Source organism: Mesorhizobium sp. XAP4 (assembly GCF_029269325.1).
Classification (GTDB): Bacteria; Pseudomonadota; Alphaproteobacteria; order Rhizobiales; family Rhizobiaceae; genus Mesorhizobium; species Mesorhizobium ciceri.
In genome coordinates, this window is the sequence record NZ_JARIXW010000002.1 from 533,312 (window position 1) to 560,140 (window position 26,829).

The following is a 26,829-nucleotide window of genomic DNA, read 5'->3' on the forward strand; positions in this document are numbered from 1 at the left end:
TGCAGCCGAATTGAGCGCGGTTGCAAAAACGGAACATGGTTAAGACAAAATGAAAACGGCTTACCCGCGTTTGCCCTCGACTGCATCCCAGAACAGGCTGGCGATGTCGGCGCCGCCGAAGCGTTTGACCTCGCGCACGCCGGTCGGCGAGGTGACATTGATCTCGGTCATGTAGTCGCCGATCACGTCGATGCCGACCAGGATGAAGCCACGCTCCTTCAGCGAAGGCCCGATGCGTGCGCAGATCTCGCGTTCGCGCGCCGTCAGCTCGGTCTTTTCGGCGCGGCCGCCGACATGCATGTTGGAGCGGGAATCATGTTCGGCGGGCACGCGGTTGATGGCGCCGACCGGCTCGCCGTCGATCAGGATAATGCGCTTGTCGCCCTTGCGCACGTCCTTGAGATAGCGCTGCACGATATAGGGTTCGCGAAACATCTGGCCGAACATTTCCAGCAGCGAGGCCAGGTTGCGGTCGCCCTCCAGCAGATGGAAGATGCCGGCGCCGCCATTGCCGTAGAGCGGCTTGACGATGATGTCGCCGAACTCCTTGCGGAAGGCGGCAACTTCGAGTGGATCCTTGGTGATCAGCGTGTCCGGCATCAGGTCGGCAAATTCGGTGACGAAGATCTTTTCCGGGCTGTTGCGCACCCAGGCCGGGTCGTTGACCACGAGCGTCTTCGGGTGGATGCGCTCCAGGATGTGCGTGGTGGTGATGTAGTTCATGTCGAAGGGCGGATCCTGGCGCAGCAGGACGACGTCCATCTCCGACAGATCGGTGCGCACCTTCTCGCCCAGCGAATAGTGGCTGCCTTTCTCGTCGCGCACCTGCATCTCCTCAATGCGGGCAAACACCTTGCCGTCGCGCAACGACAGCCGATCCGGCGTGTAGTGGAACAGCTCATGGCCACGCCGCTGCGCTTCCAGCGACAGCGCGAACGAGGTGTCGCCGGCGATCGACACGGTGGAGATGTGGTCCATCTGGACGGCGATTTTCAGCTTCATGGCGGGTCTCCGGCGGCTCGGATGGACGACTGTCCTGCCTGTACAGGCTCACTGCCCGTCTGCCAATCGCGACCTTTTGAAGATTGGCATCAGCAAGTCGCAAGCTCGGCCCTGCCGGTCATTCCGTGACAGGAGCCAGGCTGCGCGTCCTCGTTGTTCCTTGAGCCCGAATCCACACCTCACATCGATCCTTCGAAACAGGTCGCGGTTGCCCATGGAAAATCGATTTCGCGATACGTTTCCTAAAGGGTTTGCTGCCAGTCTGAAAATAAATTCCGAAGTCACAAAACAGGGACACCGATGCAAACTTCGTTTGGCACCGGTCAGGCAAACAGGGAGAGCACGGATCTGGCATTCACCGATCCGTTGACCGGGCTTGGCAACCATCGCCGCTTCTTCGACAAGGTCGATCGGCTGATCGCCGACCGAGCCGACGATCCCGCGCCCTTTACCGTCGGGATTCTCGACCTCGACGGCTTCAAGCCGATCAACGATCTGTTCGGCCACAAGGCCGGCGACGACATCCTGATCCAGGTCGCGATGCGGCTGCGCGCCTCTATGGACGGCTATTCCACGGTCTGCCGCATCGGCGCCGACGAATTCGCTTTTCTCTATCCGATGGTATTCAGCGAGGACGCTGCGGCCGAAAAGTCGCGCATGCTGATCGAGATCCTGTCGGCGCCCTACGATGTCGGCGAACGCACCGCCAGGCTTTCGGCCTCGGTCGGCTGCTCGTTGTTCTATTCGGGCGACGAGACCACGGAAATCCTCATCAACAAGGCAGAGACGGCACTCTACCACGCCAAGCGTTCCGGCCGTGGCCGCGTCGTCGTCTACACCCGTGAGATGGAAGAAGCGGCCAAGCGCGTCACCCGCATCGAACAGGCGCTGCGCCGGGCTGTCTCGGCCGGCGAAGTGGAGCCGCATTTCCAACCCATCGTCGATCTCGCCACGCGCCGCACCATCGGCTTCGAGACGCTGGCGCGCTGGACCGACCGCGACCTGGGTTCCGTGCCGCCGACCGTCTTCATTCCCATCGCCGAGGAGCGCGGCATCATCGGCCCGTTGTCGCAGCTGGTGCTGCGCAAGGCGACGGAGGCCGCCAGAAGCTGGCCGAAGGACCTGTTCCTGTCGTTCAACCTGTCACCCTCGCAGCTCGTCGACCAGAACACCGGCCTGCACATATTGGCGATCCTCGACCGCACCGGCTTCGATCCGCGCCGGCTGGAGATCGAGATCACCGAGACCGGCCTGATGAACGACCCGGCCTCGGCCGCGCAGATCGTCGAGGATCTGCGCCGCGTCGGCATCCGCGTCTCGCTAGACGATTTCGGCACCGGCCAGTCCTCGCTCGGCCGCTTGCGCGAATTCCATTTCGACAAGCTCAAGATCGATCGCGCCTTCGTCTCCTCCATTCTCGACGACAGGCCGTCGGAACACATCATCCGCGCTATCCTCGCAATGTGCGAAGGGCTCGGCATGGACGTCGTCGCCGAAGGAATCGAGCAGGAAGCGCAGGCCGATCGCCTGGTCCAGTTTGGCTGCGCCGGCGGACAGGGCTATCTGTTCGGCAAGCCGGTCGATGCCGACGCCACGCTCGGCTATCTCCGCGATTCCTTCCGCGGCGCCCTGCGCGCCAAGGCGATCTGACCGGCGGTCCTCCGAGATCCCCAACCCCGACGGTGCTGCCGTGCGCATCCGGTGCGGCGCATTGTCGTTTTGTCTGACATAAGCCCTGAAATTCGGCGGTTCGCCCTTGCCCGCGCGCCTTGCGTGGCTAGGATGCGCGCCGATCACGCTACGGCGCCGCGCGTCTTTCAAGACGCGCAAAGGACGCTGTAGCATTTAACATTTGCGCATGATCCCTTTCCGAAAATCGATCCGATTTTCGGGGTCATGCGCTGGGAGACAACAACGATGATGCCATCGGCGCATTTTGCCGACCTCGAAGGAGCCTCGGTGCTGATCACCGGCGGCGGCTCCGGAATTGGCGCGGCACTGACCGAGGGTTTTGTGCGCCAGGGCGCCAATGTCGCCTTCATCGACATCGCCGACGGCCCAAGCACAGCTCTTGCCGACCGCATCGAGAAAGAATTCGGCCGCCGGCCGCTCTATCTCAAGACCGATTTGCGCGATGTCGAGGCCCTGCGGGCGTCCGCCGCGAAGGCTGCCGAGGCGCATGGCGATGTCACCGTGCTGGTCAACAATGCGGCCTGGGACGAACGCCACGCCGTCGAAGACGTGACGGTCGAGTTCTGGGACAACAACCAAGCCATTAATCTGAGGCCGCATTTCTTCACCGCGCAAGCGGTGGCGCCGGGCATGAAGCGGGCCGGCGGCGGCTCGATCATCAACTTCACCTCGACGTCCTATCTGATCAACCACCCCGACATGCCGTCCTACACGGCCGCCAAGGCCGGTATCCTCGGTCTGACCAAGGGGCTGGCCGGCAAGCTCGGTGTGGACGGCATCCGCGTCAACGCCATCGCGCCCGGCTGGGTGATCACCGAGCGGCAGAAGGAGCTCTGGGTGACCGAACAGGGGCTTGCCGCCCATGTCGCCAAGCAGTGCATAAAACAGGTGATGCAGCCGGACGACATCGTCGGCACCGCGCTGTTCCTGGCCTCGGACGCCTCGCGCATGCTGACAGCGCAGATGCTGGTCGTCGATGGAGGCTTCCTGTGAGCCAAGCCGGCAACGCACCGGCGGTCGCCGCCGTCGACTGGGGCACGACCCGTATGCGGGTCTGGCTGATCGACGGGCAAGGCAATATGCTTGCCGAACGCCGCGGCGATGACGGCCTGATCACCGCGCAGCAAAAGGGCTTTTCGACCATCCTCGAAGGGCATCTGGCGGCGATGGGAGCACCAGCGGCGCTGCCCGTCATCATCTGCGGCATGGCCGGGTCCCGCCAGGGCTGGCTCGAAGCGCCCTATGTCACCGTGCCGGCGCCGCTTACCGCCATCCTTGCGGGTGCCGCCAGCGTGCCCGGCCAAAGCCGCGACATCCGCATCGTTCCGGGCCTTGCCCAGCGGCTGACTGACGCGCCCGACGTCATGCGCGGCGAGGAAACCCAGCTTGCCGGCGCCGGCCTGCCGGCCAGGGGGCGCCAGCTGGTCTGCATGCCCGGCACCCATTCGAAATGGGTGCTGGTCGAGGATGGCGCGGTTGCCGGTTTCGGCACCTGGCCGACCGGCGAGCTGTTTTCCGTGCTTGCCGCGCATTCGATCCTGCGCCACTCGCTCGGCGAGCACCCCAAGCCGGTCACATCGGACAATCCGTTCTTCCGCCGCTGGTGCGAAACCGCATTGGGCGAAGGCGGCGATGTCACCTCGCGGCTGTTTTCCATCCGCGCCGCCGGCCTGCTGCAGGATCTGAAAGCCGACGATGCCGCCGCCTGCCTGTCCGGCCTTTTGATCGGCGGCGAGATCGCCTCCGCCAGCCGCCGGCATGGCGCCGGCGCCGAACCCGTGGTGCTGATTGCCTCCGGCGCGCTGGCCGCACTCTACCAGGCCGCACTTGGTCTTGCTGGGCTTGAGGTCCGGGCCGTCGACGCCGACGAGGCAGTGCGTGCCGGTCTCGTCGAGGCGGCGCGCGAGAACGGCATGATCGCCAGAATTGGAGTTGCCCGATGAGCCAGACCGCACCGTTTCCAAAACTCAAGCGCGGCCTGGTTGCCATCCTTCGCGGGCTCAAGCCCACCGAGGCGATGGCCATGGGCCAGGCGCTGTTCGACGCTGGCATCGAGGCGATCGAAGTGCCGCTGAACTCACCGCAACCGTTCTCGTCGATCGCTCGCATCGTCCAAGTGCTGCCGAAAACGGCGCTGGTCGGCGCCGGCACGGTGCTGACGCCGGCCGATGTCGATGGCTTGCACCAGGCCGGAGGGCGGCTGCTGGTCAGCCCCAACATCGATGCCGAGGTGATGGCGCGCGCCATGCATTACGGCATGGTGACGATGCCCGGCGTGTTCACGCCGACCGAAGCCTTCCAGGCGATCAAGCTCGGCGCCTCGGCCCTGAAATTCTTCCCGGCGAGCGTGCTGGGTGCCGGCGGCATTTCCGCGATGCGCGCGGTGTTGCCGGCGCAGACATTGGTCGGCGCCGTCGGCGGTGTCTCTGAAAAAGATTTTGCCGGCTACAAGGCTGCCGGCGTGACCGCCTTTGGTCTGGGCTCCAGCCTGTTCAAGCCGGGCATGAGCGTCGACGAGGTGGCCGCGCGTGCGCAAGCTGCCGTCGCGGCCTGGGATGCGGTGTTCGGAGAAGCAGGATGAGCGAAGCGATCGTTTCGGTTTTTTCCGATCACGTCTGCCAGCTCGGCGAGGGGCCGAGCTACGATCCCGCCACCGATACGCTCTACTGGTTTGACATCGTCAACAGCCAGCTTCTGGAAAAGCGGCTGTCCGGCGGCGCGACCACCGTCCATGAGCTTGGCCAAATGGCGAGCGCCATCGCCGTCATCGACGACAAGCGCCAGCTGATCGCCGCCGAGACCGGCCTTTATGTCCGCGATGTCGCGACCGGCAAGCTGACGCTGCACACGCCTGTCGAGGCCGACAATCCGGTCACGCGCTCCAACGATTCCCGCGTCCATCCCTGTGGTGCCCTGTGGATGGGCACCATGGGCAAGGGCGAGGAAAAAGGCGCGGGTTCGATCTACTGGTTTTTCAAGGGCGAACTGCGCCAGCTGTTTTCGGACATCACCGTCTCCAATTCGATCTGTTTTACCGAGGATGGCGCGATCGCTTACTACACCGACACCTCGACCGGGCTGCTGATGCGCGTCGCCTGCGACCCGGCGACCGGTCTGCCTGCCGGTGAGCCCAAGCTGTTCGTCGACCACCGCTCGGCCAAGGGCTATGTCGACGGGTCGGTGCTCGACCGCGACGGCATCCTGTGGAACGCCGTCTGGGGCGGCAGCGTCATCGAAGCCTACGGACCCGACGGCAAGCTCGTCCGCACGGTCGCCATGCCGGTGACGCAGCCATCCTGCCCAGCCTTCGTCGGCGCCAAGGCCGACCGGCTGGCGGTCACCTCCGCCTGGTCGGGCAAGGATGAGAAGCAGCGTCTGCTGGATCTGCAGGGCGGCATGACCTTTCTGCTCGATATTCCCGTCAACGGCCGCTTCGAGCCGCGCGTGCTGATCGCCTGATCGAACTGGATTCTATGGTCGGACGGTGCGTTGTCACGCCACCGCCCGCACCGTGTCGGTTTCGCGAGAGCCTGACGTCTCGACCATGCGATGGTAGGTGATCGTACCGCCGGGAATCGTTCATCTCATGCCAAGCCGTAAGCCGAAACTGATACTCGTCCATGAGCCGGAAAAGGCTTGTTTCGACCGTCTGGTCGCCGACGGCCATGCGCCGCAGCGCGCAACCGAAATCGCGTCCTATCTGGCGCAGTCGACCGATCTCGCTCCTGAATTCGAGGTGCTTGGCCGTGCCTGCCAGGCACGCGGCCTGTCGTTCGCGCCGGTGGCGCTCGACGACGCCGCAAGCGTCCTCGCCGGTGAGCACCCCAGCATAACGCTGGTCTGGACGCTGACCGACGGCATTGCCTATTTTCGCGGCGGGGCGGCGCCCGCTTTGGCGCGACTGGGCGGTTTCAAGACAATCGGCGCCGACGATGCGCTGTTTGCGCTCTGCCAGGACAAGTTCCGCTCCGGCGCCGTGCTCGGCGCGCTCGGCCTGCCGGTGCCACAGGCTGGGCTCGCGCGTGACGGCCAATGGCTGGTCGAGCCGCCGGCCTCGCCCGCCGGCTGGTTCGTCAAGCCCAACCGGCTCGGCGCCAAGATCGGCATCTGGCCGGAGTCGCGCTGCAGCGATCTCGCCCACGCTTTGGAGCTCAGCCGGCGCGTCTTTTCGGCCTATCGCGACGATGTCGTCGTCCAGCCCTACGTCGCCGGCCGCAACGTGCGCGCCAGTTTCCTTAGCCTGATGCCGGGCGCGGGAGTCGAAGTGCTTGGCGTGGCCTTTGTCGATTCAGGCGCCGATTTCCAGACCATGGCCGACAGCCTGGCGCTCTACGGCGACACTGGCGAGGCAGCGAAAGCGGCGGGACATTACGCCGAGCCGGAGCTCGTCGCGGTCGCCGACAGCCAGCCGGTCGCCGACGCCAGGATCCGTGCGATCGCCGGGCGGCTGATGAGCGGGCTCGGCCTGCGCGACGTGTTTTCCATCGATCTCAGGGTCGAGGCCGACGACACCGTCCACCTCATCGAGTTCGAGGTCTGCCCCGGCCTGCCCTGCTTCGATTTCCGCGCCTATTGCCGCCAGCAATGGGGTCTCGAGCTTGCCGATGCCATAGCCGAGACAGCGGCGAGCCGGCTGATCGGCCAAGAGCATCGCGCCTGAAGGCGCTACGGCAGATCGCGGGCCGACCGGCGGACGCGTTTCACTACGGCATTCGCTCGACCGCCTGCAAGGCGGGATCCATCTTGTCCCAGGCATGGCCGTGGCTCGTGTAAGTCACCATCTGTGGGCTGAACTGTTCCGGATCGTCGAGGCTGGCCGCATGGACCGCTATGAATTCCGGCATGGCGACGGATATCAGAAAGACCGGCGTTCCGCAGGTTGGACAGAAGGTGTGGATTTTTTCATTGCCGCTGGCGCCCGCCACGCGCCAGGTGCTCACCTCCCCGGTAATGGCCATATCGGCACGCTGGCCGAAGGTCAGGTAGGATCCGTGGCCGGTGCCTGAGCGCTTCTGGCAATCGCTGCATTGGCAGTGGTTCTGGAAGATAGGCTCGTCATTGGTCTCGTAACGGATCGCGCCGCATGCGCAGCCGCCGGTATAGTGGTTGGTCATTGTCGTTCTCCACGGGTCTGATTCTGCTCGAGGCCGCAACATCAGGCCGATTTCGGCTTGGCGAAAATATCGATGCCGCTGCCGGTTTCGAGGAAGGATTTCAGGCTGGACAGCACCGCCGGCCAGCCTTGGCTGACGCCCTTCGCCATGCCGCTGCCGGCCTCGAGCTCGTCATGGCTGACGGTCAGCCGCACCATGGTGTCGTATTCCTCGATGGCGAACGTCACCCGGCTGGTTTTCGACGGATCGTCGGCCTGCGAAGCGTTCGCCCAGGTGATGACGAGGCGGGTCGGCGGCGAAATCTCGACGACCTTGCCGACGAGTTCGACGGTCCGTTCGTCATTGGCGCGGATGTGTTCCCATTTCGAGCCCGGCGTCCATTCGGAGACGTTCTCGTGGCCCCAGTAGCGTTTTGCGATCTCGGGCTTGATTATCGCCTCGAACACCTTCTGCGGCGTCGAGCGGATATAGGTCACGTAGACAAAGCTCGTGGTCTCTCTGGTGGTCATTGGTCTTCTCCTTCGAGTTCCTGCTTCAGGTCGTGCAGCAGGCTGAGCCGCTGCCGTTCGAATTTCCGTACCCAGCGCTCGTAGACTTCGTGCAGCGGCACGGGATTGATGAAATGTAGTTTTTCGCGGCCGCGCTTGACCGTGCTCACCAGGTTGGCCGCCTCCAGCAGGTCGAGGTGCTGGGTGGCGGATTGCCTGGCCATGTCCAGATGATCGCAAAGCTGACCGAGCGTCTGCCCGTTCTGCTCACACAGAAGGTCGAGCAGCCTTCTGCGCGTCGGGTCGCCCAGCGCTTTGAAAACCTTGTCGGCGTCCATCTGCCTCACTCTGTTGTAAGGCATAATATGCAGGTAAATACCTGCATGTCAATCGGCAATCCGACCGGCGTTGAATGACCGCTCGTCGGCACGGCTCCGCACCTGGCAACTGCGCCAGGCAGATCACCGTGAAATCGCGGAGCAAAGATATGTAAAATGAGCCTGCGAGGCTTCAAACGCCGCCAGGCTCTATCCGATTTTGAGCACGTCTCCGGCTAAAACCGGAACTATGCATGCAGGGGACCTCAGGCGCCCTCGACCAGGACGATCTCGCCATCGGCGACCTTCTGCCGGATGGCGGCGGCGCGCTGGTATTCCGGCGAATGATAGCAATCGTGTGCGGCAGCCAGCGATTCGAACTCGATGATGACATTGCGTGCGCGGCCGGGGCCTTCGGCCTTTTCATGCTCGCCGCCGCGCGCCAGGAACTTCGCGCCGAAGCGCTCGAAGGCAGGTTTGGCGGCGGCGACATAGTCCTTGTAGCCTTCCGCGTCGCGCACATCGACACGAGCGATCCAATATCCTTTGGGCATTTTCTTGGTCTCCGAACTTGTTCCTGGAAATCTCAGGCCGAGCGCATCTCGTCGAGGATGGCTTCGGCCGCTTCCCGTTTGTTGGCCGCAGCAATGATCGGACGGCCGACGACGAGGTGGCTGGCGCCATTGCGAATCGCCTGGCCCGGCGTCACCACGCGCTTCTGGTCGCCATGGTCGCTGCCCGCCGGCCGGATGCCGGGCGTCACCACCGCCATGTCGGGTCCCACGATCCGGCGCACCGCCTCGGCCTCCGCGGCCGAGCAGACGATGCCGCCCATGCCGGCATGCAGCGCCTGTTCCGAGCGCCTAAGCACCAGCGTATGCGGATCGTACTCATAGCCGACGTCGATCATGTCCTGCTCGTCCATCGAGGTCAGAACGCTGACGGCAAGCAGGCAAAGGTCGCTGCCTCTGGCCGCCTCTACGGCGGCCTGCATGGCCTTGGGATAGGCGTGGATGGTCAGCATCGTCACGCCCATCTTGACGATGTTCTCGACACCCTTGGCCACCGTGTGGTCGATGTCGAGCAGCTTCATGTCTAGGAAGACGTTGGTGCCGCCGCTGGCCAGCTCCCTGGCGAAGTCGAGCCCGCCGGCGAAGGCAAGCTGGTAGCCGATCTTGTAGAAGGAGACGATGCCGTCGAGTTCGCGCACTGCCTGCTCGGCTTGCTTCACTGTCGGCACGTCGAGGCCGACGACGAGCCGGTCGCGCATGCTATTGGCGATCATGCCTCGATCCGGGTGGACAGCAGGCGCGAGGTCTCGATCAGCGTGCGGCATAGGTGCTCCATCGATTTGTGCAGTCTTTCGTCACGGAAATTTCCATCCTCGTCGAAGGCGTCACCGCCGTCGGGCACCGAGCATTCCGGCGTCACCACCTCCATCTGGCAACGCACCAGCACCGCGCGCAGATGGTTGATGCAGCGGATACCGGCAAAGTGCCCGTTGGAGGACGAGCAAAGGCCAACGACCTTGCCGGCCAGCGGCCTGACTGGCCGGCCACCATCCCTGCGCACCCGGCTCACCCAGTCGATCGTGTTCTTGAGCAGCGGCGGAATGGAGCCGTTATATTCGGGCGTGGCGATCAGCAGCCCGTCATGGGCCATGATGAGACGGCCGAGTTTCTGGGCGTTTTCGGGAACGCCTTTTTCCTTTTCCAGGTCCTCGTCCATGATCGGCAGGGGGTATTCGGCGAGCGAGATGCGGGTCACCTCGGCACCTTGCATGGCGAGTTCCTTTTGCGCCACGTCGGCGGCCCTGCCGCTATAGGCGCCGCTGCGCACCGAGCCGGCGAAGACGAGGATTTTCGGGATCACTGCCATTGGCCACCCTTGTTCCCGGACAGGTACAGCCAAGGACGGCTCAAATCAACGGCTGGATAGGGGAATAGGGCAGTAGGGAATATGGGAGTAGAAAATAGCCTGGAAATGGAACCCTTCATCCCTACTCTCTTACTCCCCTATTGCCCTATTCCCTTCTCACTAGTGCGCTTCGCGGCGATAGATCCACAGCTGCGTCGGCGGAATGTTGCGGAGGATGAAATCGAAATGCTTGACCGTGTAGTCACCGCGGCCGGCCGGGATCGGCGACATCGGTCCGTAGGTCAGCTGCACGATCGGCCGTCCGGCCGGGATGCGGTCGAGCAGGCTCTCGATATAGGCGATGCGCTGGGCGACCGGAAAGTTGAGCAGCGGCACGCCCGAAACGACGGAATCGAAGATCATCCCGCTCTTGTCGCCAAGCGTGGCGTTGAGGTTGAAGGCGTCGCCCTCGATGACGTTGACGCCGGGATAGAGCCGCCGCAGGTGACGAACGAAATCCGTGGAATATTCGACAGCGTAAAGGTTTTCGGGGCGTACGCCCTGGGCGAGGATGGCGCGGGTGATGACGCCGGTACCGGGACCGACCTCGAGCACTGGCAGGCCGGATTTAGGATTGACGATCGAGGCCATCTTGCGCGCGGTGATCGAACTGGTCGGCACGATCGAGCCAACCGTCTTCGGCTTGTCGATCCAGCCCTTGAAGAATTTGAGTTCGTCGTCGAACTTTTCGACAAGCGCCTTCCGCAGTCCAGGGCCACGTGTCATGCAAGCTCTCCTCAGCGCTCCCCGCAAAGTTACTTAGCACCTGAGCGGTGCTAGGCAAGGCGCGGCCGGACGCATGTCGTGGATAAGATAATTTTCGTCGCGTCTCAAGGGGCGACGCGATTCAAGGATTTACGCGTGGCAAATCGGCTTACGCGGGCCAAAGTGCATCAACGCTCGCCGAAAGACTCGAAGAAATCCTTCATACGGGCGAAAAAGCCGCTCGATTGAGGCGAATTGTCCTGCGAGGAGAGCTGTTCGAACTCCTCCAGAAGTTCGCGCTGGCGCCGGGTCAGGTTCTGCGGCGTCTCGACCGCGGTCTGGATGTAGAGGTCGCCGACATTGGGCTGGCGCAGCACAGGCATGCCCTTGCCCTTGAGGCGGAACTGGCGCCCGTTCTGTGTGCCTTCGGTCACCTTGACCTTGGTCTGCGTGCCGTCCAGCGTCGTCACCTCGAAGGAGCCGCCAAGGGCTGCCGTCGTCATCGAGATCGGCACCTTGCAATAGAGATCGGCGCCGTCGCGTTGGAAGAACTCGTGCGGTTTGACCGCCAGGAAAATATAGAGGTCGCCCGAGGGCCCGCCGCGCAGGCCGGCTTCGCCCTCATTGGCAAGGCGGATGCGGGTGCCGTCCTCGATGCCGGCCGGGATGTTGACCGACAGCGAACGCTCCTCGGTGACGCGGCCCTGGCCGGCGCATTTCGGGCACGGGTCCTTGATCGTCTGGCCGCGCCCCTGGCATTGCGGGCAGGTCCGCTCGATCGAGAAGAAACCTTGCGTGGCGCGCACCTTGCCGTGGCCGTTGCACATCGAGCAGGTGACGGGCTGGGTGCCGGGCTTGGCGCCGCTGCCCGAACATTCAGAGCACGAGATCGACGCCGGCACCCGGATCTGAGCGGTCTTGCCGGCAAAAGCCTCTTCCAGGGTGATTTCCATGTTGTAGCGCAGGTCGGCGCCGCGCTCGCGGCCGCCCGACGAGCGGCGCTGGCGCCCGCCCATCATGTCGCCGAAAATGTCCTCGAAAATGTCGGCGAAGCCGCCGGCGCCAAAGCCCTGGGCCCCGCCATTCATGCCGCCTTGTTCGAAGGCGGCGTGGCCGAAGCGGTCATAGGCCGCGCGCTTCTGCGGGTCTTTCAGCGTCTCGTAGGCTTCGTTGATTTCCTTGAACTTGTGCTCGCAGGAATGGTCGCCGGGGTTGCGATCGGGATGGAATTGCATGGCGAGCTTGCGGAAAGCGCTCTTGAGCTCCTTCTCATCGGCGCCTTTTTGCACGCCCAGCGTCTCGTAGAAATCAGCTTTCATTTTTTCCCGCTGTCCGGATGCTCAACGTCTTGAAGCATTGTTGCGTCTCTTGCCGGCACTGACGCTTCGATTTAGGTGCGATGGAAGGGGGATGCCAGTGTCGACGCGGCTTTGCCTGCATTTTTTCAGCAAGGCCCGCTGTTTTTCTGCAAGGGGTTGCAAAAAAGCCCGGCCTTCGCCGGGCTTTTCGCTTTATCTTGCCGTCAAACGGTTCAGGCCGACTTCTTCTTGTCGTCGTCCTCGTCGATTTCCTCGAAATCGGCGTCGACAACGTCACTGTCCTTGGCGGCGTCCGCCTTGGCGTCGGCTTCCGCCGCTTCCTTCTGCGAAGCCTCGTACATGGCCTGGCCAAGCTTCATAGAAGCCTCGGCCAGCGCCTGGCTCTTGGCTTCGATGTCGGCCGCGTCGTCGCCTTCGGTCGCGGTCTTCAGCGCCGCGATCGCGTCGGAGATCGCCGTGCGCTCGCCTTCCGAAACCTTGTCGCCATATTCCTTCAGCGACTTCTCCGAGGAATGCAGCAGCGCTTCGGCCTGGTTGCGGGCCTCGACCAGCGCACGCCGCTTCTTGTCGGTCTCGGCATTGGCCTCGGCGTCCTTGACCATCTTCTCGATGTCGGCGTCCGAAAGACCACCCGATGCCTGGATGCGGATCTGGTGCTCCTTGCCGGTGCCCTTGTCCTTGGCCGAAACGTTGACGATGCCGTTGGCGTCGATGTCGAAGGTGACCTCGATCTGCGGTACGCCGCGCGGCGCCGGCGGAATGCCGACCAGGTCGAACTGGCCGAGCGCCTTGTTGTCGGCGGCCATTTCGCGCTCACCCTGGAAGACCCGGATGGTCACTGCCGACTGTGAGTCCTCGGCCGTCGAGAACACCTGGCTCTTCTTGGTCGGGATCGTCGTGTTGCGTTCGATCAGGCGGGTGAACACGCCACCCAGCGTCTCGATGCCGAGCGACAGCGGCGTCACGTCGAGCAACAGCACGTCCTTGACGTCGCCCTGCAGCACGCCGGCCTGGATGGCGGCGCCGAGAGCGACGACCTCATCCGGATTGACGCCCTTGTGCGGCTCCTTGCCGAAGAACTGCTTCACGATTTCCTGGATCTTGGGCATGCGGGTCATGCCGCCGACCAGGACGACTTCGTCGATCTCGCCCGCCTTCAGGCCGGCATCCTTCAACGCCGCCTTGCAAGGGGAAATCGTGCGCTGGACGAGGTCGTCGACCAGCTGCTCGAACTTGGCGCGCGTCAGCTTCAGCGTCAGGTGCTTCGGCCCGGTCGCGTCGGCGGTGATGAAGGGCAGGTTGATTTCGGTCTGGGTGGTCGACGACAGCTCGATCTTGGCCTTTTCAGCCGCCTCCTTGAGGCGCTGCAGGGCAAGCTTGTCGTTCTTCAGGTCGATACCCTGTTCCTTCTTGAACTCGGCCGCCAGGTATTCGACCAGGCGCATGTCGAAATCCTCGCCGCCGAGGAAGGTGTCGCCATTGGTCGACTTGACCTCGAACACGCCGTCGCCGATTTCGAGCACCGAAATGTCGAACGTGCCGCCGCCAAGGTCATAGACGGCAATGGTCTTGCCTTCCTTCTTGTCGAGGCCATAGGCAAGCGCTGCCGCGGTCGGCTCGTTGATGATGCGCAGCACTTCAAGGCCGGCGATCTTGCCGGCATCCTTGGTCGCCTGGCGCTGGGCGTCGTTGAAATAGGCCGGAACGGTGATGACCGCCTTCTCGACCTTTTCGCCGAGATAGGCTTCCGCCGTCTCCTTCATCTTCTGCAGGATCATGGCCGAAATCTGCGAGGGCGACTGCTTCCTGCCGCCGGCTTCGACCCAGGCATCGCCATTGTCGCCCTTGACGATCTTGTAGGGGACAAGCTTCTTGTCCTTCTCCGTCACCGGATCGTCATAGCGGCGGCCGATCAGGCGTTTGACCGCGAAGATGGTGTTTTCAGGATTGGTGACCGCCTGGCGCTTGGCCGGCTGGCCGACCAGACGTTCGTCGTCGCCCGAGATGGCGACGATGGAAGGCGTCGTGCGCGCGCCTTCCGCATTCTCGATTACCTTGGGCTCCTTGCCATCCATGATGGCGATGCAGGAGTTGGTGGTGCCGAGATCGATACCGATTACTTTTGCCATTTCTCTAGTCTCTCCGCTAAGCAGGCTCTCAGGACCCGTACAGGCGTTCCGACGAAAGCCCCTGTTCACAAGAAATCCCGTTCCGGCAACCGGCATTCCGGCGCCGAACGGCTTGGCGCGTATATAAGAACAGGCGGCATCGCGCGCAAGCATTCTGCGCAGGCCTTCCATGAACCTTTCCATCTCCGCCCGCGACTGATCTCCAGGTGCCGCATGGTGCGGCCCGGAAAGGAAGCCCCCATGACCAATAACCCAGAGGCTCTGAGGTCTCCGGGAACAACAGGAGCTCGGCGCGACCACCGCCTTCGGGACGGGGTCGATGCGCTGGGCTTTCCGCTGATTCCGTTGACCCTGCGTAAGACCAGGCGTATCGTCGTCTTGAGGAAAGCAGACAATTCGATCAGGGAAGAACGAGCCGGACCGCCGCGCCTTGCCCTGATTTGCGCGGCCAGCCCCGACGTTCTCCCGTCGACTACGGGGGGTAGTGTCATGTCTCGCATCCGCGGCTCGTTCGTGTCGTCTCTTGATGGCGGCTTGCGCCGTGCTGTGCATCCAGGCGGGTTGCTGGCGCTGGCACTCGGCCTGTGGCTGGGCGCCGCGCAGGCGCAGGAAACCCGGATCATCTATCCCGGCTCGATGGCGGTGACCGGATTCTCCGGCACCATCATTCCCAATTTCGACCCCCCTGATTCCGAAAAAGAGGGCCTGCCGCCCGGCGTCGATCCGGTCGACGAAACCTTCATCGACCCCACGCGCGCCACCTTGCGCGTGTTCGACGTTTCGCATCTGGGCGGCCCAGCCTCCGGCCAGCTGGTCAACACGCCGCCGCCCTTCGAGGTGACGGCGGAGCAGATCGGCCAGGTGTTCGGCGTCACCTATGATGACGGCGTGCGCGACGGCGTTCCATCGGGCATTCCCAATCTCTATGCCGGCGCCACCTCGCTGCACGGCATCCGTATCGTCACCCCGGATGCCGACGATGACGGCCGCCCTGAGAGGCAGCGCCGCGGCGCTGCCGGTGCCACCTTCATGGATGGCCAGTTCGGCACCGAAAACGGTGGTGGGCCGGGCACCGTCTGGAAGATCGACGGCATCACCGGCCAGGTCTCCAAATTCGCCGACATCGACACCAACAGCGGTCCCGGCATCGGCAATCTCACTTTCGACGCCACTCACCGCGAGTTCTTCGCGTCCGATCTCGACACCGGCCTGATCCATCGCATCGACGCCGAAGGCAGACTGATCGACAGCTTCGATCACGGCGTTGCCGGCCGGCCCACGCATGGGCTCGCTCCCGTCGCCGACGATGGTTCGGTGATGGACATACAAGGTGCCGCCTTCGATAGCGAAGACCCCGACAGCTGGGGCTACACGCAGGACGAGCGCCGCGTCTGGGGTGTCTCCTACCATGGCGGCCGGCTCTACTATTCGGTCGGCGAAAAGTCGGAAATCTGGTCGGTGGGCATCGCCCGCGACGGCAGTTTTGCCGGTGACCCGCGCTGGGAACTGACGGTCAGGGCCGACAAGGACTACGCCGTCACCGACATCGCCTTCGACAACAGCGGCTTCATGTACCTGGCCCAGCGCGGTCCGGTCGAGAACCGTTACGATTACAGCCAGTTCGCCGATTCCGGTAAAGGCGAGGTCATCCGCTACTTCCGGGAGAACCCGGACGATCCGGAAACGGAATCGGTCTGGGTCGAAGTGCCGCAGGAATATGCGGTCGGCTTCCCCCAAGGCAACCGGCAGTCGGCCGGCGGTCTTGATCTGCAATATGGCTATGATGCCGACGGCAATCTCGACAGCTCCGTCTGCACGCAGACGCTGGTCAACACGGGCGACAAGCTGCGCGACAATCCTTCACTCGCCGAACAGCTCGCAGCCGGCGGGCCGCTGGCCGTACACGGTGTGCAGATCACGCCGAAAGAGCTGGTCAAGCCGGCTAATGTGCCGCCCTTCGGCTCATGGTTCGTCGACTTCGACGGTTATTTCGAAGACCCGGAGGTCGAGGGCCATGTCGGCGATGTTGCCGTCTGGCACCCTTGCGAGGGCCGCGCCGGCTATTACGAGGAAATCCCGGGCGGCTACCTGCCCCCCTTCTACCCGCCGGATTTCCCACCACCCGGCAACCTGCCTCCATGTCTCGACGTCGACGACGTCCAGTATTACTGCACGCCTTCCGGCCTCGAGGCCGATCTCTATCTCCATGACCATGCCGGCTTCGGCGGCGATTCGATCAAGGTCCAGTCCAGGACGCCAGGCGTCGGGGTGACATCATCCCAGTCGCATGCGCCCGGCAAGCCTTACACGATCGACATCACCGGCCACTATCCGGGTGACACAGTCGATGTCGGGCTCTGCTTCTACAGGAAGTCCGACAAGGACAAGGGTGGCTATTACCCTTGCTGCAAGATGACTTTGCCGCTCAGAACCCCAGCCGCCAGCTGCGAACGTTGAGGAGGGGAAGATGAAAAATCTCGCACTCTCCCCGCTCGCAACGAACGCCCAAACAACCGTCATGGAGACGATCATGAAACCCCTGTCATACGCCAGGCGCGGCGCGCGCTGGCTGATGGCGGCCGGTATCGCGGTCGCCATGTTCACCCCGGTGCAAGGCTTTGCAGAAGACGCTGCCTCGATCACCCCGGAGCTGAAGCTCGATCTTGATAGTTCGCGCGTCGTCACTCCGAGGCCTGACCAGGTGGTGCCTTTCTTCACCAAGACAGGCACTCAAAGAGGCTGCGATTACGTCGTCTACTCGCTGAGCTTCGGCTTGCGCGGCGATCCGCAGGGCCTTGCCGACCCGAGCCTCGAGGCCAGGCTGAAGAAGGTCAGGATCGACTTCAAGGACCAGCTTCCGCACGGCCTTGCGATCATCAACGTCAACGTGTCCGGCGACGGCACGGATTCGTCCGGCGGACCACTGCCGGGTGCAACGATCAGCACTTCGGCAAATCCGAACGATACTGCCACGGTTTCCGATTTCCGCATCTCCACGTCCGATGTCGACGGCGTCGGCGCTGCCAACGAGCGTGTGATCAACTTCGCGATCACGGCCAAGATCGATCGTGCGGCATTTCCCGCGCCGACGATCGTCGACAACCAGGGCATGATCAAGGTGACGGCCGGACCGGGCACCGGGACCATCATCCCATCGCAGGATCCGAGCAAGCCCGACGACGGTGACTTCAAGACCGGCGTGAAGACCTCGATCAAGATCGACGTCACCAAGTGCAATCCGCCACCGCCACCTCCCGGCAAGGAATGCTTCAAGGTGGAACGCGGTACGGTCGACTGCGTGCCCGGCGGCGGCGCCTTCATCTATCACATGCCGGTCGGCCCGGAGATGGGCGGCAAGTGGGTGCAGGTGTCGACGAGCACGCCCGGCATCAACATCATCCCCGATACCCAATTGGTGCCGGCGGGCGGCGGTGTGCTCAACTGGAAGATCGTCGGTGCCTCGCCCGGCGACGTCATCCACCTCATCGTCACCGGCATCGAAACCTATGCCGGTCCGAAGGAAGGCTGGGGCCTGTGCTGCACGCAGACGATCGACATCGTCATCCCGCGTGACCAGAGGTGCCCGCCCAGGGACAAGGAGCCGGACCTCAAGGTCGAGAAACGCGCCGACGTGACGCGTTGCACGATGGGCGGCGGCTGCGACTTCACCATCAGGGTCACCAATGTCGGCACCGGTGCCTACCACGGCAAGATCGTGCTCGACGAGGTGACGCTGCCGGCCGGCTCGACGCTCGATTCAGGGCCAAATCCACCTTGGGTCTGCGTACCCGGAACCACCCCGATGACCTGCACCTATCCGGTGACCACGCTCAATCCGGGGGCCTCCGTCGACCTCAAGCTCGGCTTCAAGCCGGCCGGAGGCTGGCAAGGCGGTGCTTTACGCAACTGCGCCACCTACAATTATGGCGCCAGCGGCAAGCCGCTGTTCGGCAGCCAGTCGAACGATCGCGGCTGTGCCTCGATCCCGATCTGCCGGCGCGGCGACCGTGACCGCGACTGCCGGCCGCCGGTGGAGAAGAAGGTCGACCTGATCCTGAAGAAGCGTGCCCGCGTCCCGGTCTGCTCGGCCGACGGCATCTGCACCTTCGTGATCGACATCATCAACAACGGCAGCGCCACCTACAATGGACCGCTGACGGTCATCGACAATTATCCCGGCGGCGCGCCGTCCTCCTCGACCTTCGGGCCGAGCCCGCCCTGGACATGCGGACCGAACGGCCCCGGCCAGTTCCGCTGCGACAATGCCGGCATCTCGCTGCCTGCGGGCGCCTCGACGCCGATCTTCGTGAAGGCGGTCATGCCGGCCGGCTACCAGTCGGACATTGTCGAGAATTGCGCTGAGGTGAAGCCCATCGCCGGTGAAAACGACCTCACCAACAACAAGGCCTGCGCCAAGGAACGCTTCCGTCATCCCAATGGCGGCAAGCCGACCCTGCGCATCACCAAGGTGTGCAACGGCTCGCTCGCCGGTGCCGCGGTCGTCTCTTGCCGCATCACCGTCATCAGCCTTGGCACCGCTGCCCCCAACGGTCCGGTGCGGGTCAACGATGCCGCCACGCTGGTGGCCGGCGGCGCGCCCGTCCAGATCCAGACCGTCACCCCCGACGGCGCGGAATGGGCGTGCGGACCGGTTCCGGCCAATGCGCTGTCGTGCCAGATTCCCGGTGCCGTCATGACACCTGGAACCAGCCGCCACTTCGACGTGACGGTCTCGGCGAATGGCGCGTTCGAAAACTGCGCGCGCGGCTCCTATGGGCCTGCGCCGGGCGACGACGTCGTCTATCCCTTTGGCCAGGCCTGCGCCAAGGGCGGCGGTTCTTCGACCATCCGTGTCGAAAAGACCGGCGACCGCGAATGCAGGCTCGGCCAACCCTGCTCGTTCGAGATCACCATCACCAATGACGGAGCGACCGCCTTCTCCGGGCCGGTCCGCATCGGCGATGCGATCGGCGTGGAGGGGCTCGGCAGGCTGGAAGGCGTTGAGATCACCTCGATCGATCCGCCCTTCGGCTGCTCGCCGGAACCGGCAACCTTGCCTGCGTCCTGCATTGCCAACCTGACGCTCGGCGCCGGCGAAAGCCGGGTGCACCATGTCACCGTGGTCATTCCCGACGACGGCCGCCTGGCCAATCTGCAGGGCAATGTCAGCGGCCAGAACTGCGTCGGCGTGCTGTCTCCCGACACACGGGTGCAGGGCGGTGGCGACGTGCTTGGCGGCGATCAGACCAATGTGCAGGGCGATCGCGGCAAGGCCTATGCCTGCCATCCCTTCACCATTAGCCAGGAGACGAGGAAGGAATGCTCGCAAGGCTTCGTCATGAACGATGCCGGCCGCTGCGTTTGCCCCGAAGGCACCACCTACCGCAACGGCCAGTGCTCGCCGGGCGGTGGTATCGTGCCGAAGCCGGAACAGCCGAAACGCTGTGTGCTGCTCGAGGGCCAGATCCGCACCGAGGACGGACGCTGCGTCTGCCCACGCGGAACCGGGCTCGAGAACGGCAGGTGTGTCAGGACCGACAAGCCCGAGCAGTGCACTATCCGTGGCCAGGTCCACAATGCGGATGGCGATTGTGTTTGCCCCAGGGGAACCGAGATCAGGGGCAATGCCTGCCGCCCGATCCAGCCAAAGCCGGAGCAGTGCACGATCCGTGGCCAGGTCCACGATGCCGATGGAGACTGTGTCTGCCCGCGAGGGACCGAGGTGCGCAATGGCGCCTGCCGTCCGATCCGGCCGAAGCCTGAGCAGTGCATCATCCGTGGCCAGGTCCACGACGCGGACGGAGACTGCGTCTGCCCGCAAGGCAACGAGGTCAGAAACGGCGCCTGCCGCCCGATCCGGCCAAGGCCTGACCAGTGCACCATCCGTGGCCAGGTCCACGACGCCGACGGCAATTGTGTCTGCCCGAGGGGTACCGAGGTGCGGGGCAATGCCTGCCGGCGCAAGCAGCCGACGCAGGAGCAGTGCGACATACGCGGCCAGGTCCACAACAAGCGCGGCGAATGTGTCTGCCCGCGCGGCACCGAGGTGATCAACGGCGCATGCCGCAGGCAGGAGGTGGAATGCGCACCGGGCTCGCAGATGATCGATGGCCAGTGCCAGCCGATCATCAGGAGGCGCTGCCCGGAAGGCACGATCGGGCGCTACCCGAACTGCCGGGCGGTCCGCGGACAACCGTCGCTGGAGCTGAACCCCGGCCTGCTGCTGCAGCAGGTGCTGCCACGGCGCAGGCCGCAAGTCGAACAGCGGCAGGACCAGGTTCCAGACAGAATCCTGAAGCTCCAGCAGCAATAACCACCTGCTCGACGCGAGACCAGAAACCCCGCCGGAGCAATCCGGCGGGTTTTTCTTCGCAGCTGTGGGGACAAGCGGGAATTGGCCGCAGCATGATCGCGGATAACGGCACGCGTCCCAGCCTGCGCGTCGACCGCGCCTGCACCCTCGACAAGTCGGCTGCGGCGCATTAGGCAGTCGATAGGGTGGCCAACGAGAAGGACACTCGGAAAGGCCGCATCCATGAGCAGAAAGTCCCTGATTGCACCATCGGTGCTGGCATCGGATTTTTCCAAACTCGGCGATGAGGTCGAAGCGGTAGCGGCAGCCGGCGCCGATTGGATACATCTCGATGTTATGGACGGGCATTTCGTGCCCAACATCACCTTTGGCCCGCCAGTGATCAAGGCGATCCGCAACCGCACCAAGGCCTTCTTCGACTGCCATCTGATGATTGCCCCGGCCGACCCCTATCTGGCCGCTTTCGCCGAGGCCGGCTGCGACGGTTTGACCGTCCATGCCGAGGCCGGCCCGCATCTTGACCGCTCGCTGCAGACCATCAGGAATCTTGGCAAGAAGGCCGGTGTGTCGCTCAATCCGGCGACGCCGGAAAGCGTGGTCGAATACGTGCTCGACCGGCTCGACCTGATCCTGATCATGACCGTCAATCCGGGCTTCGGCGGCCAGGCCTTCATCCCAGCGATCGTCGACAAGGTGAAGCGGGTCAAGGCCCTCATCGGAGGCCGGCCGATCCGAATCGAGATCGACGGCGGTGTTTCAGCCGAAACCGCGCCGCTGGTCACCGCTGCCGGCGCCGACGTGCTGGTGGCGGGCGCCGCCATCTTCAAAGGCGGCAGCGTCGAGGCTTATCGGCAGAACATCCAGGCGATCAGGACGGCAGCCGATAAGGCAGCCGGTTGACCAGCAGTGTTCCCGCGTCGGTCCTGCATGCCGGCTAAGGTTCTGGTGCCGGGCGGGTTTGTGAAGCTTTTGGGGCAACGGCATCGGATGTGAGCGATTGCCTGATTCGGTTTTCAGCTCCGTCGTCTATGCCCAAAGCAGACAGTTGATCTCGCGCGAATACAAAAGAACAAAAAGAACAGATTCTCCTGCGTGCATACAAAACATGTTAAGTGCCCGCAGGTTGTGAAAAAGCGCGGAATTACAGCACTGAACTCCGAAATGCCGCATATTCCTTTGTGCTAAAGTACAATAACGTGATCTTCTGCTTGAGCAGGCGAATCTTCGCGCTGTATGGTACAAGTACGAGAAGGCGAATGCTTTCGGACTCGAATCGCCCGGGACAAGTCCTGGGGACAAGGAGTCGCTTTGACATACGGAGCTGCCAATCTGAACGACGACGCTGCCGGACCGAAGAGCACGCTTGCCACTACGGTCTATCAGCAATTGCGGGACGATCTTCTCGGCGGTGTCCTTGAAGCCGAGAGCAAGCTGCGGGTCGAGTGGGTGGTCTCCAAATATGGAGCCGGCGCCTCGCCTGTCCGCGAAGCCCTCAATCGCCTCGCCTCGGAAGGGCTTCTCGGCCGGCACGACCAGCGCGGCTTCTTCATCATGCCGGTCAGCGCCTCGGAACTCGAGGAGCTGACGCGCACCCGCTGCTGGCTCGAGGAGCGAGCGCTTCGCGAATCCATCACCCACCGCACCGCCGAATGGGAAGAACAGCTCGTGCTGGCGCTGCATCGCCTGGGACGCGCGTCACGTCTGGCACCGCAGAATCTCTTCTCGCTCAATCCCGATTGGGAGAGGCTGCATCGCATCTTCCACAGGGTGCTGATTTCGGCCTGCCGGTCGCAATGGCTGGTGGGGTTTTGCGACCAGCTCTCCGATCACGCCTATCGCTACCGGCAAATGGCCAATGATGGCGAAGGCGTCCAGCGCGACGATTTCGGCGAGCATCGTCTGATCGCCGAATATGCCCTGGACGGCAATGCCGACGGTGCCGTCGAGGCCCTGCTCAACCACTACCGGTTGACTGCGGCCATGTGCATGAAGCGCTTCGAGCAGGACGAGGAAACGAAAGAAATCGCCGGCAAACGCGCTCGGCGATAGCAGTCGTTTCCTGGCGGGTCTCTTGTGCTCGTTTCTTGCACGCAACCTGCGTCGGCGTGGCCGGCGTGAACCGCTGTCGGCGGGCTTGACGGCGCGGCCAAGAACCGCGAACTCTCGCCGCCGAGGCATGCCGCGACAGGCGCATGCTCAGCGCCGCAGCACCCCAGGGAAGTCTTCATGAGCAATCATCTGTTCGATGCGTTCCGGTTCCGGATGCCGGCGCCAGCGCGCTTGCTGATGGAAACCGATGATGGCCGCTCGATCACCTATGGCGATATGCTGGCCCGCTCGGCGCAGCTTGCGCATGCGCTCCTGCAACTGGATGTCGAACCCGGTGACCGCGTTGCCGTGCAGGTCGAGAAGAGCCCGGAAGCGGTCATGCTCTATCTCGCCTGCCTGCGCGCCGGCGCCGTCTTCCTGCCGCTCAACACCGCCTACACGCTGGCTGAGCTGGAGTATTTCTTCGGCGACGCGGAACCACGCCTGGTCGTCTGCGATCCGGCAAGAGCGGCCGACATCGGCGCGCTGGCGGAAAAGACGGGCGCCGTCACCGTCACGCTCGGCCGCGATGGCCGGGGATCGCTGACCGAGCAGGCCTCGCGGCTGCCGACGGATTTTCATGACGTGGCGCGCGGGTCGGATGACCTCGCGGCAATCCTCTACACGTCGGGAACCACCGGTCGTTCGAAAGGCGCCATGCTCAGCCACGAGAACCTTGCTTCGAACGCGCGCGTGCTGGTCGAGCACTGGCGTTTCACCGGAGACGACGTGCTGATCCACGCATTGCCGATCTTCCACACGCACGGCCTGTTCGTCGCCACCAACGTCGTCCTGATGGCCGGCGCCTCGATGCTGTTCGAGCAGAAGTTCGATCCGGCCCGCATCGCCTCGCTGCTGCCGCGTGCCACGGCCCTGATGGGGGTGCCGACCTTCTACGTGCGCCTGCTGCAGCATGAGGGGCTGGACCATGAGGCGGCGAAAAACATCCGTGTGTTCATTTCCGGGTCGGCGCCGCTGCTGGCCGAGACGCACAAGGCCTGGCGCGAGCGCACCGGCCACGCGATCCTCGAACGCTACGGCATGACCGAGACCAACATGAACACCTCGAACCCCTATGAGGGCGAGCGGCGCGCCGGCACCGTCGGTTTCCCCTTGCCCGGCGTCACGCTTCGCATCGCCGATCCAGACAGCGGCGCAGCGCTTGCGCAGGGCGAGGTCGGCATGATCGAGGTGAAGGGCCCAAATGTTTTCGGCGGCTATTGGCGCATGCCGGAGAAGACCAAGGCGGAATTCCGCGCCGACGGTTTTTTCATCACCGGCGATCTCGGCATGACCGACGCCGACGGCTACGTCCACATCGTCGGTCGCGGCAAGGACCTGATCATATCGGGCGGTTACAACATCTACCCGAAGGAGCTCGAAAGCGAGATCGATGCGCTCGACGGGGTTAGCGAAAGCGCCGTCATCGGCGTTGCCCATCCGGATTTCGGCGAAGGCGTCACCGCCGTCGTCGTGCGGGCGCCGTCATCGCGGATCACCGGTGCCGAAATTCTCGGCGCTATCGCCGGACGGGTGGCGAAATACAAGCATCCGAAGCGCGTGATCTTCGTCGATGAACTGCCGCGCAACACCATGGGCAAGGTACAGAAGAACCTGCTGCGCGACACCTACAAGGACATATACGCATCATAGTTGCGCGGAGCCCGGGGCAGCGGCGCCTTACTCCTTGCGCGCCCTTTCGACCCGACTGCCGGAGCCCCACAAGGCGCGCTTCAGCAGGTTGCGCTTGCGCGGCACGAGGTTGATGTCGCTGACAAGCTTGGCGCCGCCCTCGCGCCGTTCGAGGGTGATCTTGCGGCTGTGGAAGGCTTCCAGCTCGGCACGGTGCGCCACGCTGATGATGGTGACATCGGGCAATTCGCGGATCACCGTCGCCATCATGGCGTCCTGGCTCTTCTCGTCGAGCGCCGAGGTTGCTTCATCCAGCACGACGATATCGGGGCGGTGCAGCAGCAGGCGCGCGAAAGCGAGACGCTGCTTTTCGCCGCCCGACAGCGTCTGGTCCCATGGCGCTTCTTCCTTGATCCTTTCGGCAAGATAGGCCAAGCCGACCTTGTCCAGGGCGGCCTTGATCTGTTTGATCGTCCACTTGTCCGCGGCCGCGGGATAGGCGACCGCGCGGCGAAGCGTGCCCGAGGGAATGTAGGGGCGTTGCGGCAGCATGAACAGTCGCCTGTCGGCATGAAAATTGACGCTGCCGCCGCCCCACGGCCACAGGCCGGCAACGGCCCGCACCAGCGTCGACTTGCCGGAACCGGATTCGCCAGCCACCAGCACACGCTCGCCCGGTTCGATCGCAACCTCGGTTTCCTTGACCACGGAGGTGCCGTCGTCGAGCGTGACGGAGAGATCGTCGAGGCTGAGCATCGCACCGTCTTCGGTTTCGCCGTGCTGGATGCGTCCGAGCGCGTCGCTCTGCTCCGCACGCTCGAGCCCGTCGAGCGACATCATCAGCGAGGCGATGCGCCGCGCCGAGGCGTTCCAGTCGGCAAGACGCGGGTAGTTGTCGACCAGCCATCCGAACGCGCCCTGCACGATGGCGAAGGCGGAGGCAGCCTGCATCACCTGTCCGAGCGACATCGAGCCTTCGAGGAATTTCGGCGCGCAGAGCAGGACCGGCACGACCGGCGCAAACAGGCTCGACCCCTGCGACACCAGCGCCGTGCGCATGTGCTGGCCCGTCAGCAGCGCCCATTGCCTGAGCACATGACCGAAATTCCTGTCGATGCCGCTGCGCTCCTCCTCCTCGCCGCCAAGCAATGCGATGCTCTCGCCGTTTTCGCGCACCCGCGTCAGCGTGTAGCGGAATTCGGCTTCCGCCTGGTTCTTCTGCTCGGAGAGGCGGACGAAATGCCGGCCGATGACCACCATCGACGTGGAGGTGATGGCGGCATAGATGACCGCGGTGATGACGAGGAAGCCGGGAATGGTCAGGTTTTCGCCACCGATCGGCAAAGTGAGCGCGCCGCCGATCGTCCACAGCACCACGATGAAGGTCGAGGCCGACAGGAACGCATTGAGGACGCCCGAGATGAAATCGACGGGTGACTCGGTGGCGATCCGCAGATCCTCCGTGAGGCGGGCTTCGGGGTTCGAGTGGTCGCCGGCGACGAGATTCAACTGGTAGTAGCGGCCATTGGCAAGCCAGCGTGCGATGACGGCGGTGGTCAGCCAGGAACGCCAGCGGCGCTGGATCGTCATGCGCAGATAGACCTGCGCGACCACAAGGCCCGCGCTTCCAGCGACGAGCGGCAGGAATATGGCGCTAAGCACATAGACGGTGTGGACGTTGCGTTGCTCGATGGCGTCGAAGAAGGAGCGGTTCCAGACGTTGATCCCGTATTGAAAGCCGACATTGACGCAGATCAGGATCAACAGCCCGATCGTGAGCGGCCAGGCAAGCCCATCGCCCCGCCTGGCCCAGTAGCCGCGCCCGCTGATCCAGAAACGCCGCAGCAGGTATTTCCGGCGCGCCTGCTCGGCTTCTTCGGGCGTCAGTTGCGGATCCGGCTCGACAGCCTCCGGTGGCGGTCCCGGCTGGCCGTCGACCTCGGGGGCAGCTTCGGCAGTCGGCGGTTTTTTTTCGCGCAGATCCTCGTGGCGCGGCCTCTGGTCACGCGGCGCTTGCTGTCGCGGCTTCAAGGCACCGCGCGGTTTGATGCCGTCGGCCTGTTTCAATTTGGGTTTCGCCTCGGACATACGCTCCGACAACGACCTCAAAATC

The 26,829-nt window shown here is 63.9% G+C and carries 22 protein-coding genes; 11 read left to right on the top strand and 11 right to left on the bottom strand.

Going from position 1 to position 26,829, the window contains the following annotated elements; genetic code table 11:
• Window positions 1-60: 60 nt before the first annotated feature.
• A complete protein-coding gene (gene gshB, locus P3C39_RS11520; RefSeq protein ID WP_027161179.1) occupies window positions 61-1,002 on the bottom strand; it encodes a glutathione synthase in 942 nt (313 codons plus the stop codon).
• A 300-nt stretch (window positions 1,003-1,302) separates the two neighbouring features.
• Between gshB and P3C39_RS11525 the strand changes: the two genes are divergently transcribed.
• The 6 genes from P3C39_RS11525 to P3C39_RS11550 all read left to right on the top strand — a co-directional run bounded on the left by P3C39_RS11525 (window position 1,303) and on the right by P3C39_RS11550 (window position 7,354).
• Window positions 1,303-2,652, top strand: a complete 1,350-nt coding sequence (locus P3C39_RS11525) for an EAL domain-containing protein (RefSeq protein ID WP_013528600.1) — start codon at window positions 1,303-1,305, stop codon at window positions 2,650-2,652.
• A gap of 267 nt (window positions 2,653-2,919) precedes the next feature.
• Window positions 2,920-3,687, top strand: coding sequence for an SDR family oxidoreductase (locus tag P3C39_RS11530; protein WP_275953329.1), 768 nt, complete (start codon window positions 2,920-2,922; stop codon window positions 3,685-3,687).
• The gene (locus P3C39_RS11535) at window positions 3,684-4,637 is read left to right on the top strand and encodes a 2-dehydro-3-deoxygalactonokinase (protein WP_275953328.1); all 954 of its coding nucleotides are present in this window, start codon (window positions 3,684-3,686) and stop codon (window positions 4,635-4,637) included. The genes P3C39_RS11530 and P3C39_RS11535 overlap by 4 nt, the downstream gene beginning before the upstream one ends.
• Complete coding sequence (locus tag P3C39_RS11540) at window positions 4,634-5,275, top strand: 2-dehydro-3-deoxy-6-phosphogalactonate aldolase (protein ID WP_063173488.1); 642 nt, start codon at window positions 4,634-4,636, stop codon at window positions 5,273-5,275. The genes P3C39_RS11535 and P3C39_RS11540 overlap by 4 nt, the downstream gene beginning before the upstream one ends.
• The gene (locus P3C39_RS11545) at window positions 5,272-6,153 is read left to right on the top strand and encodes an SMP-30/gluconolactonase/LRE family protein (protein WP_024502161.1); all 882 of its coding nucleotides are present in this window, start codon (window positions 5,272-5,274) and stop codon (window positions 6,151-6,153) included. The genes P3C39_RS11540 and P3C39_RS11545 overlap by 4 nt, the downstream gene beginning before the upstream one ends.
• 127 nt (window positions 6,154-6,280) lie before the next feature.
• A complete protein-coding gene (locus P3C39_RS11550; protein ID WP_275953327.1) occupies window positions 6,281-7,354 on the top strand; it encodes a D-alanine:D-lactate ligase-like protein in 1,074 nt (357 codons plus the stop codon).
• 43 nt (window positions 7,355-7,397) lie between these two features.
• On the opposite strand, the gene P3C39_RS11555 is transcribed toward P3C39_RS11550, so the two are convergent.
• The 9 genes from P3C39_RS11555 to dnaK form a co-directional block, all read right to left on the bottom strand.
• Window positions 7,398-7,808, bottom strand: coding sequence for a GFA family protein (locus tag P3C39_RS11555; protein ID WP_027161173.1), 411 nt, complete (start codon window positions 7,806-7,808; stop codon window positions 7,398-7,400).
• Window positions 7,809-7,849: 41 nt separating this feature from the next.
• Complete coding sequence (locus P3C39_RS11560; RefSeq protein ID WP_063169674.1) at window positions 7,850-8,317, bottom strand: SRPBCC family protein; 468 nt, start codon at window positions 8,315-8,317, stop codon at window positions 7,850-7,852.
• The gene (locus tag P3C39_RS11565; protein WP_013528592.1) at window positions 8,314-8,634 is read right to left on the bottom strand and encodes a metalloregulator ArsR/SmtB family transcription factor; all 321 of its coding nucleotides are present in this window, start codon (window positions 8,632-8,634) and stop codon (window positions 8,314-8,316) included. The genes P3C39_RS11560 and P3C39_RS11565 overlap by 4 nt, the downstream gene beginning before the upstream one ends.
• A gap of 245 nt (window positions 8,635-8,879) precedes the next feature.
• Complete coding sequence (locus tag P3C39_RS11570; protein WP_013528591.1) at window positions 8,880-9,167, bottom strand: DUF1330 domain-containing protein; 288 nt, start codon at window positions 9,165-9,167, stop codon at window positions 8,880-8,882.
• A gap of 32 nt (window positions 9,168-9,199) precedes the next feature.
• A complete protein-coding gene (pyrF, locus tag P3C39_RS11575) occupies window positions 9,200-9,898 on the bottom strand; it encodes an orotidine-5'-phosphate decarboxylase (protein WP_275953326.1) in 699 nt (232 codons plus the stop codon).
• On the bottom strand, window positions 9,895-10,491 hold the full coding sequence (locus P3C39_RS11580; RefSeq protein ID WP_063169676.1) for an NADPH-dependent FMN reductase: 597 nt from the start codon (window positions 10,489-10,491) through the stop codon (window positions 9,895-9,897). The genes pyrF and P3C39_RS11580 overlap by 4 nt, the downstream gene beginning before the upstream one ends.
• 159 nt (window positions 10,492-10,650) lie before the next feature.
• Complete coding sequence (gene pmtA / locus P3C39_RS11585; protein ID WP_027161171.1) at window positions 10,651-11,256, bottom strand: phospholipid N-methyltransferase PmtA; 606 nt, start codon at window positions 11,254-11,256, stop codon at window positions 10,651-10,653.
• Between the two features lie 167 nt (window positions 11,257-11,423).
• Window positions 11,424-12,554: a molecular chaperone DnaJ gene (dnaJ, locus tag P3C39_RS11590; protein WP_013528587.1), complete on the bottom strand. Its 1,131-nt coding sequence runs from the start codon at window positions 12,552-12,554 to the stop codon at window positions 11,424-11,426.
• 212 nt (window positions 12,555-12,766) lie between these two features.
• A complete protein-coding gene (dnaK, locus tag P3C39_RS11595; protein WP_275953325.1) occupies window positions 12,767-14,683 on the bottom strand; it encodes a molecular chaperone DnaK in 1,917 nt (638 codons plus the stop codon).
• Between the two features lie 213 nt (window positions 14,684-14,896).
• On the opposite strand from dnaK, the gene P3C39_RS11600 reads away from it, so the two are divergent.
• From P3C39_RS11600 to P3C39_RS11620, 5 genes are all read left to right on the top strand, one after another.
• Window positions 14,897-17,140 (top strand): hypothetical protein, encoded by a 2,244-nt coding sequence (locus P3C39_RS11600; protein WP_032808071.1) that lies wholly within the window; start codon window positions 14,897-14,899, stop codon window positions 17,138-17,140.
• A 10-nt stretch (window positions 17,141-17,150) separates the two neighbouring features.
• The gene (locus P3C39_RS11605; protein ID WP_275953324.1) at window positions 17,151-20,996 is read left to right on the top strand and encodes a hypothetical protein; all 3,846 of its coding nucleotides are present in this window, start codon (window positions 17,151-17,153) and stop codon (window positions 20,994-20,996) included.
• Window positions 20,997-21,218: 222 nt separating this feature from the next.
• On the top strand, window positions 21,219-21,896 hold the full coding sequence (gene rpe / locus P3C39_RS11610; RefSeq protein WP_275953323.1) for a ribulose-phosphate 3-epimerase: 678 nt from the start codon (window positions 21,219-21,221) through the stop codon (window positions 21,894-21,896).
• A gap of 408 nt (window positions 21,897-22,304) precedes the next feature.
• Window positions 22,305-23,045: a GntR family transcriptional regulator gene (locus tag P3C39_RS11615; protein ID WP_013528582.1), complete on the top strand. Its 741-nt coding sequence runs from the start codon at window positions 22,305-22,307 to the stop codon at window positions 23,043-23,045.
• Window positions 23,046-23,222: 177 nt separating this feature from the next.
• The gene (locus P3C39_RS11620) at window positions 23,223-24,737 is read left to right on the top strand and encodes a malonyl-CoA synthase (RefSeq protein ID WP_275953322.1); all 1,515 of its coding nucleotides are present in this window, start codon (window positions 23,223-23,225) and stop codon (window positions 24,735-24,737) included.
• A 27-nt stretch (window positions 24,738-24,764) separates the two neighbouring features.
• Here the strand turns inward: P3C39_RS11620 and P3C39_RS11625 are convergent, their stop codons facing one another.
• A complete protein-coding gene (locus P3C39_RS11625; protein ID WP_275953321.1) occupies window positions 24,765-26,804 on the bottom strand; it encodes an ATP-binding cassette domain-containing protein in 2,040 nt (679 codons plus the stop codon).
• Window positions 26,805-26,829: the final 25 nt, after the last annotated feature.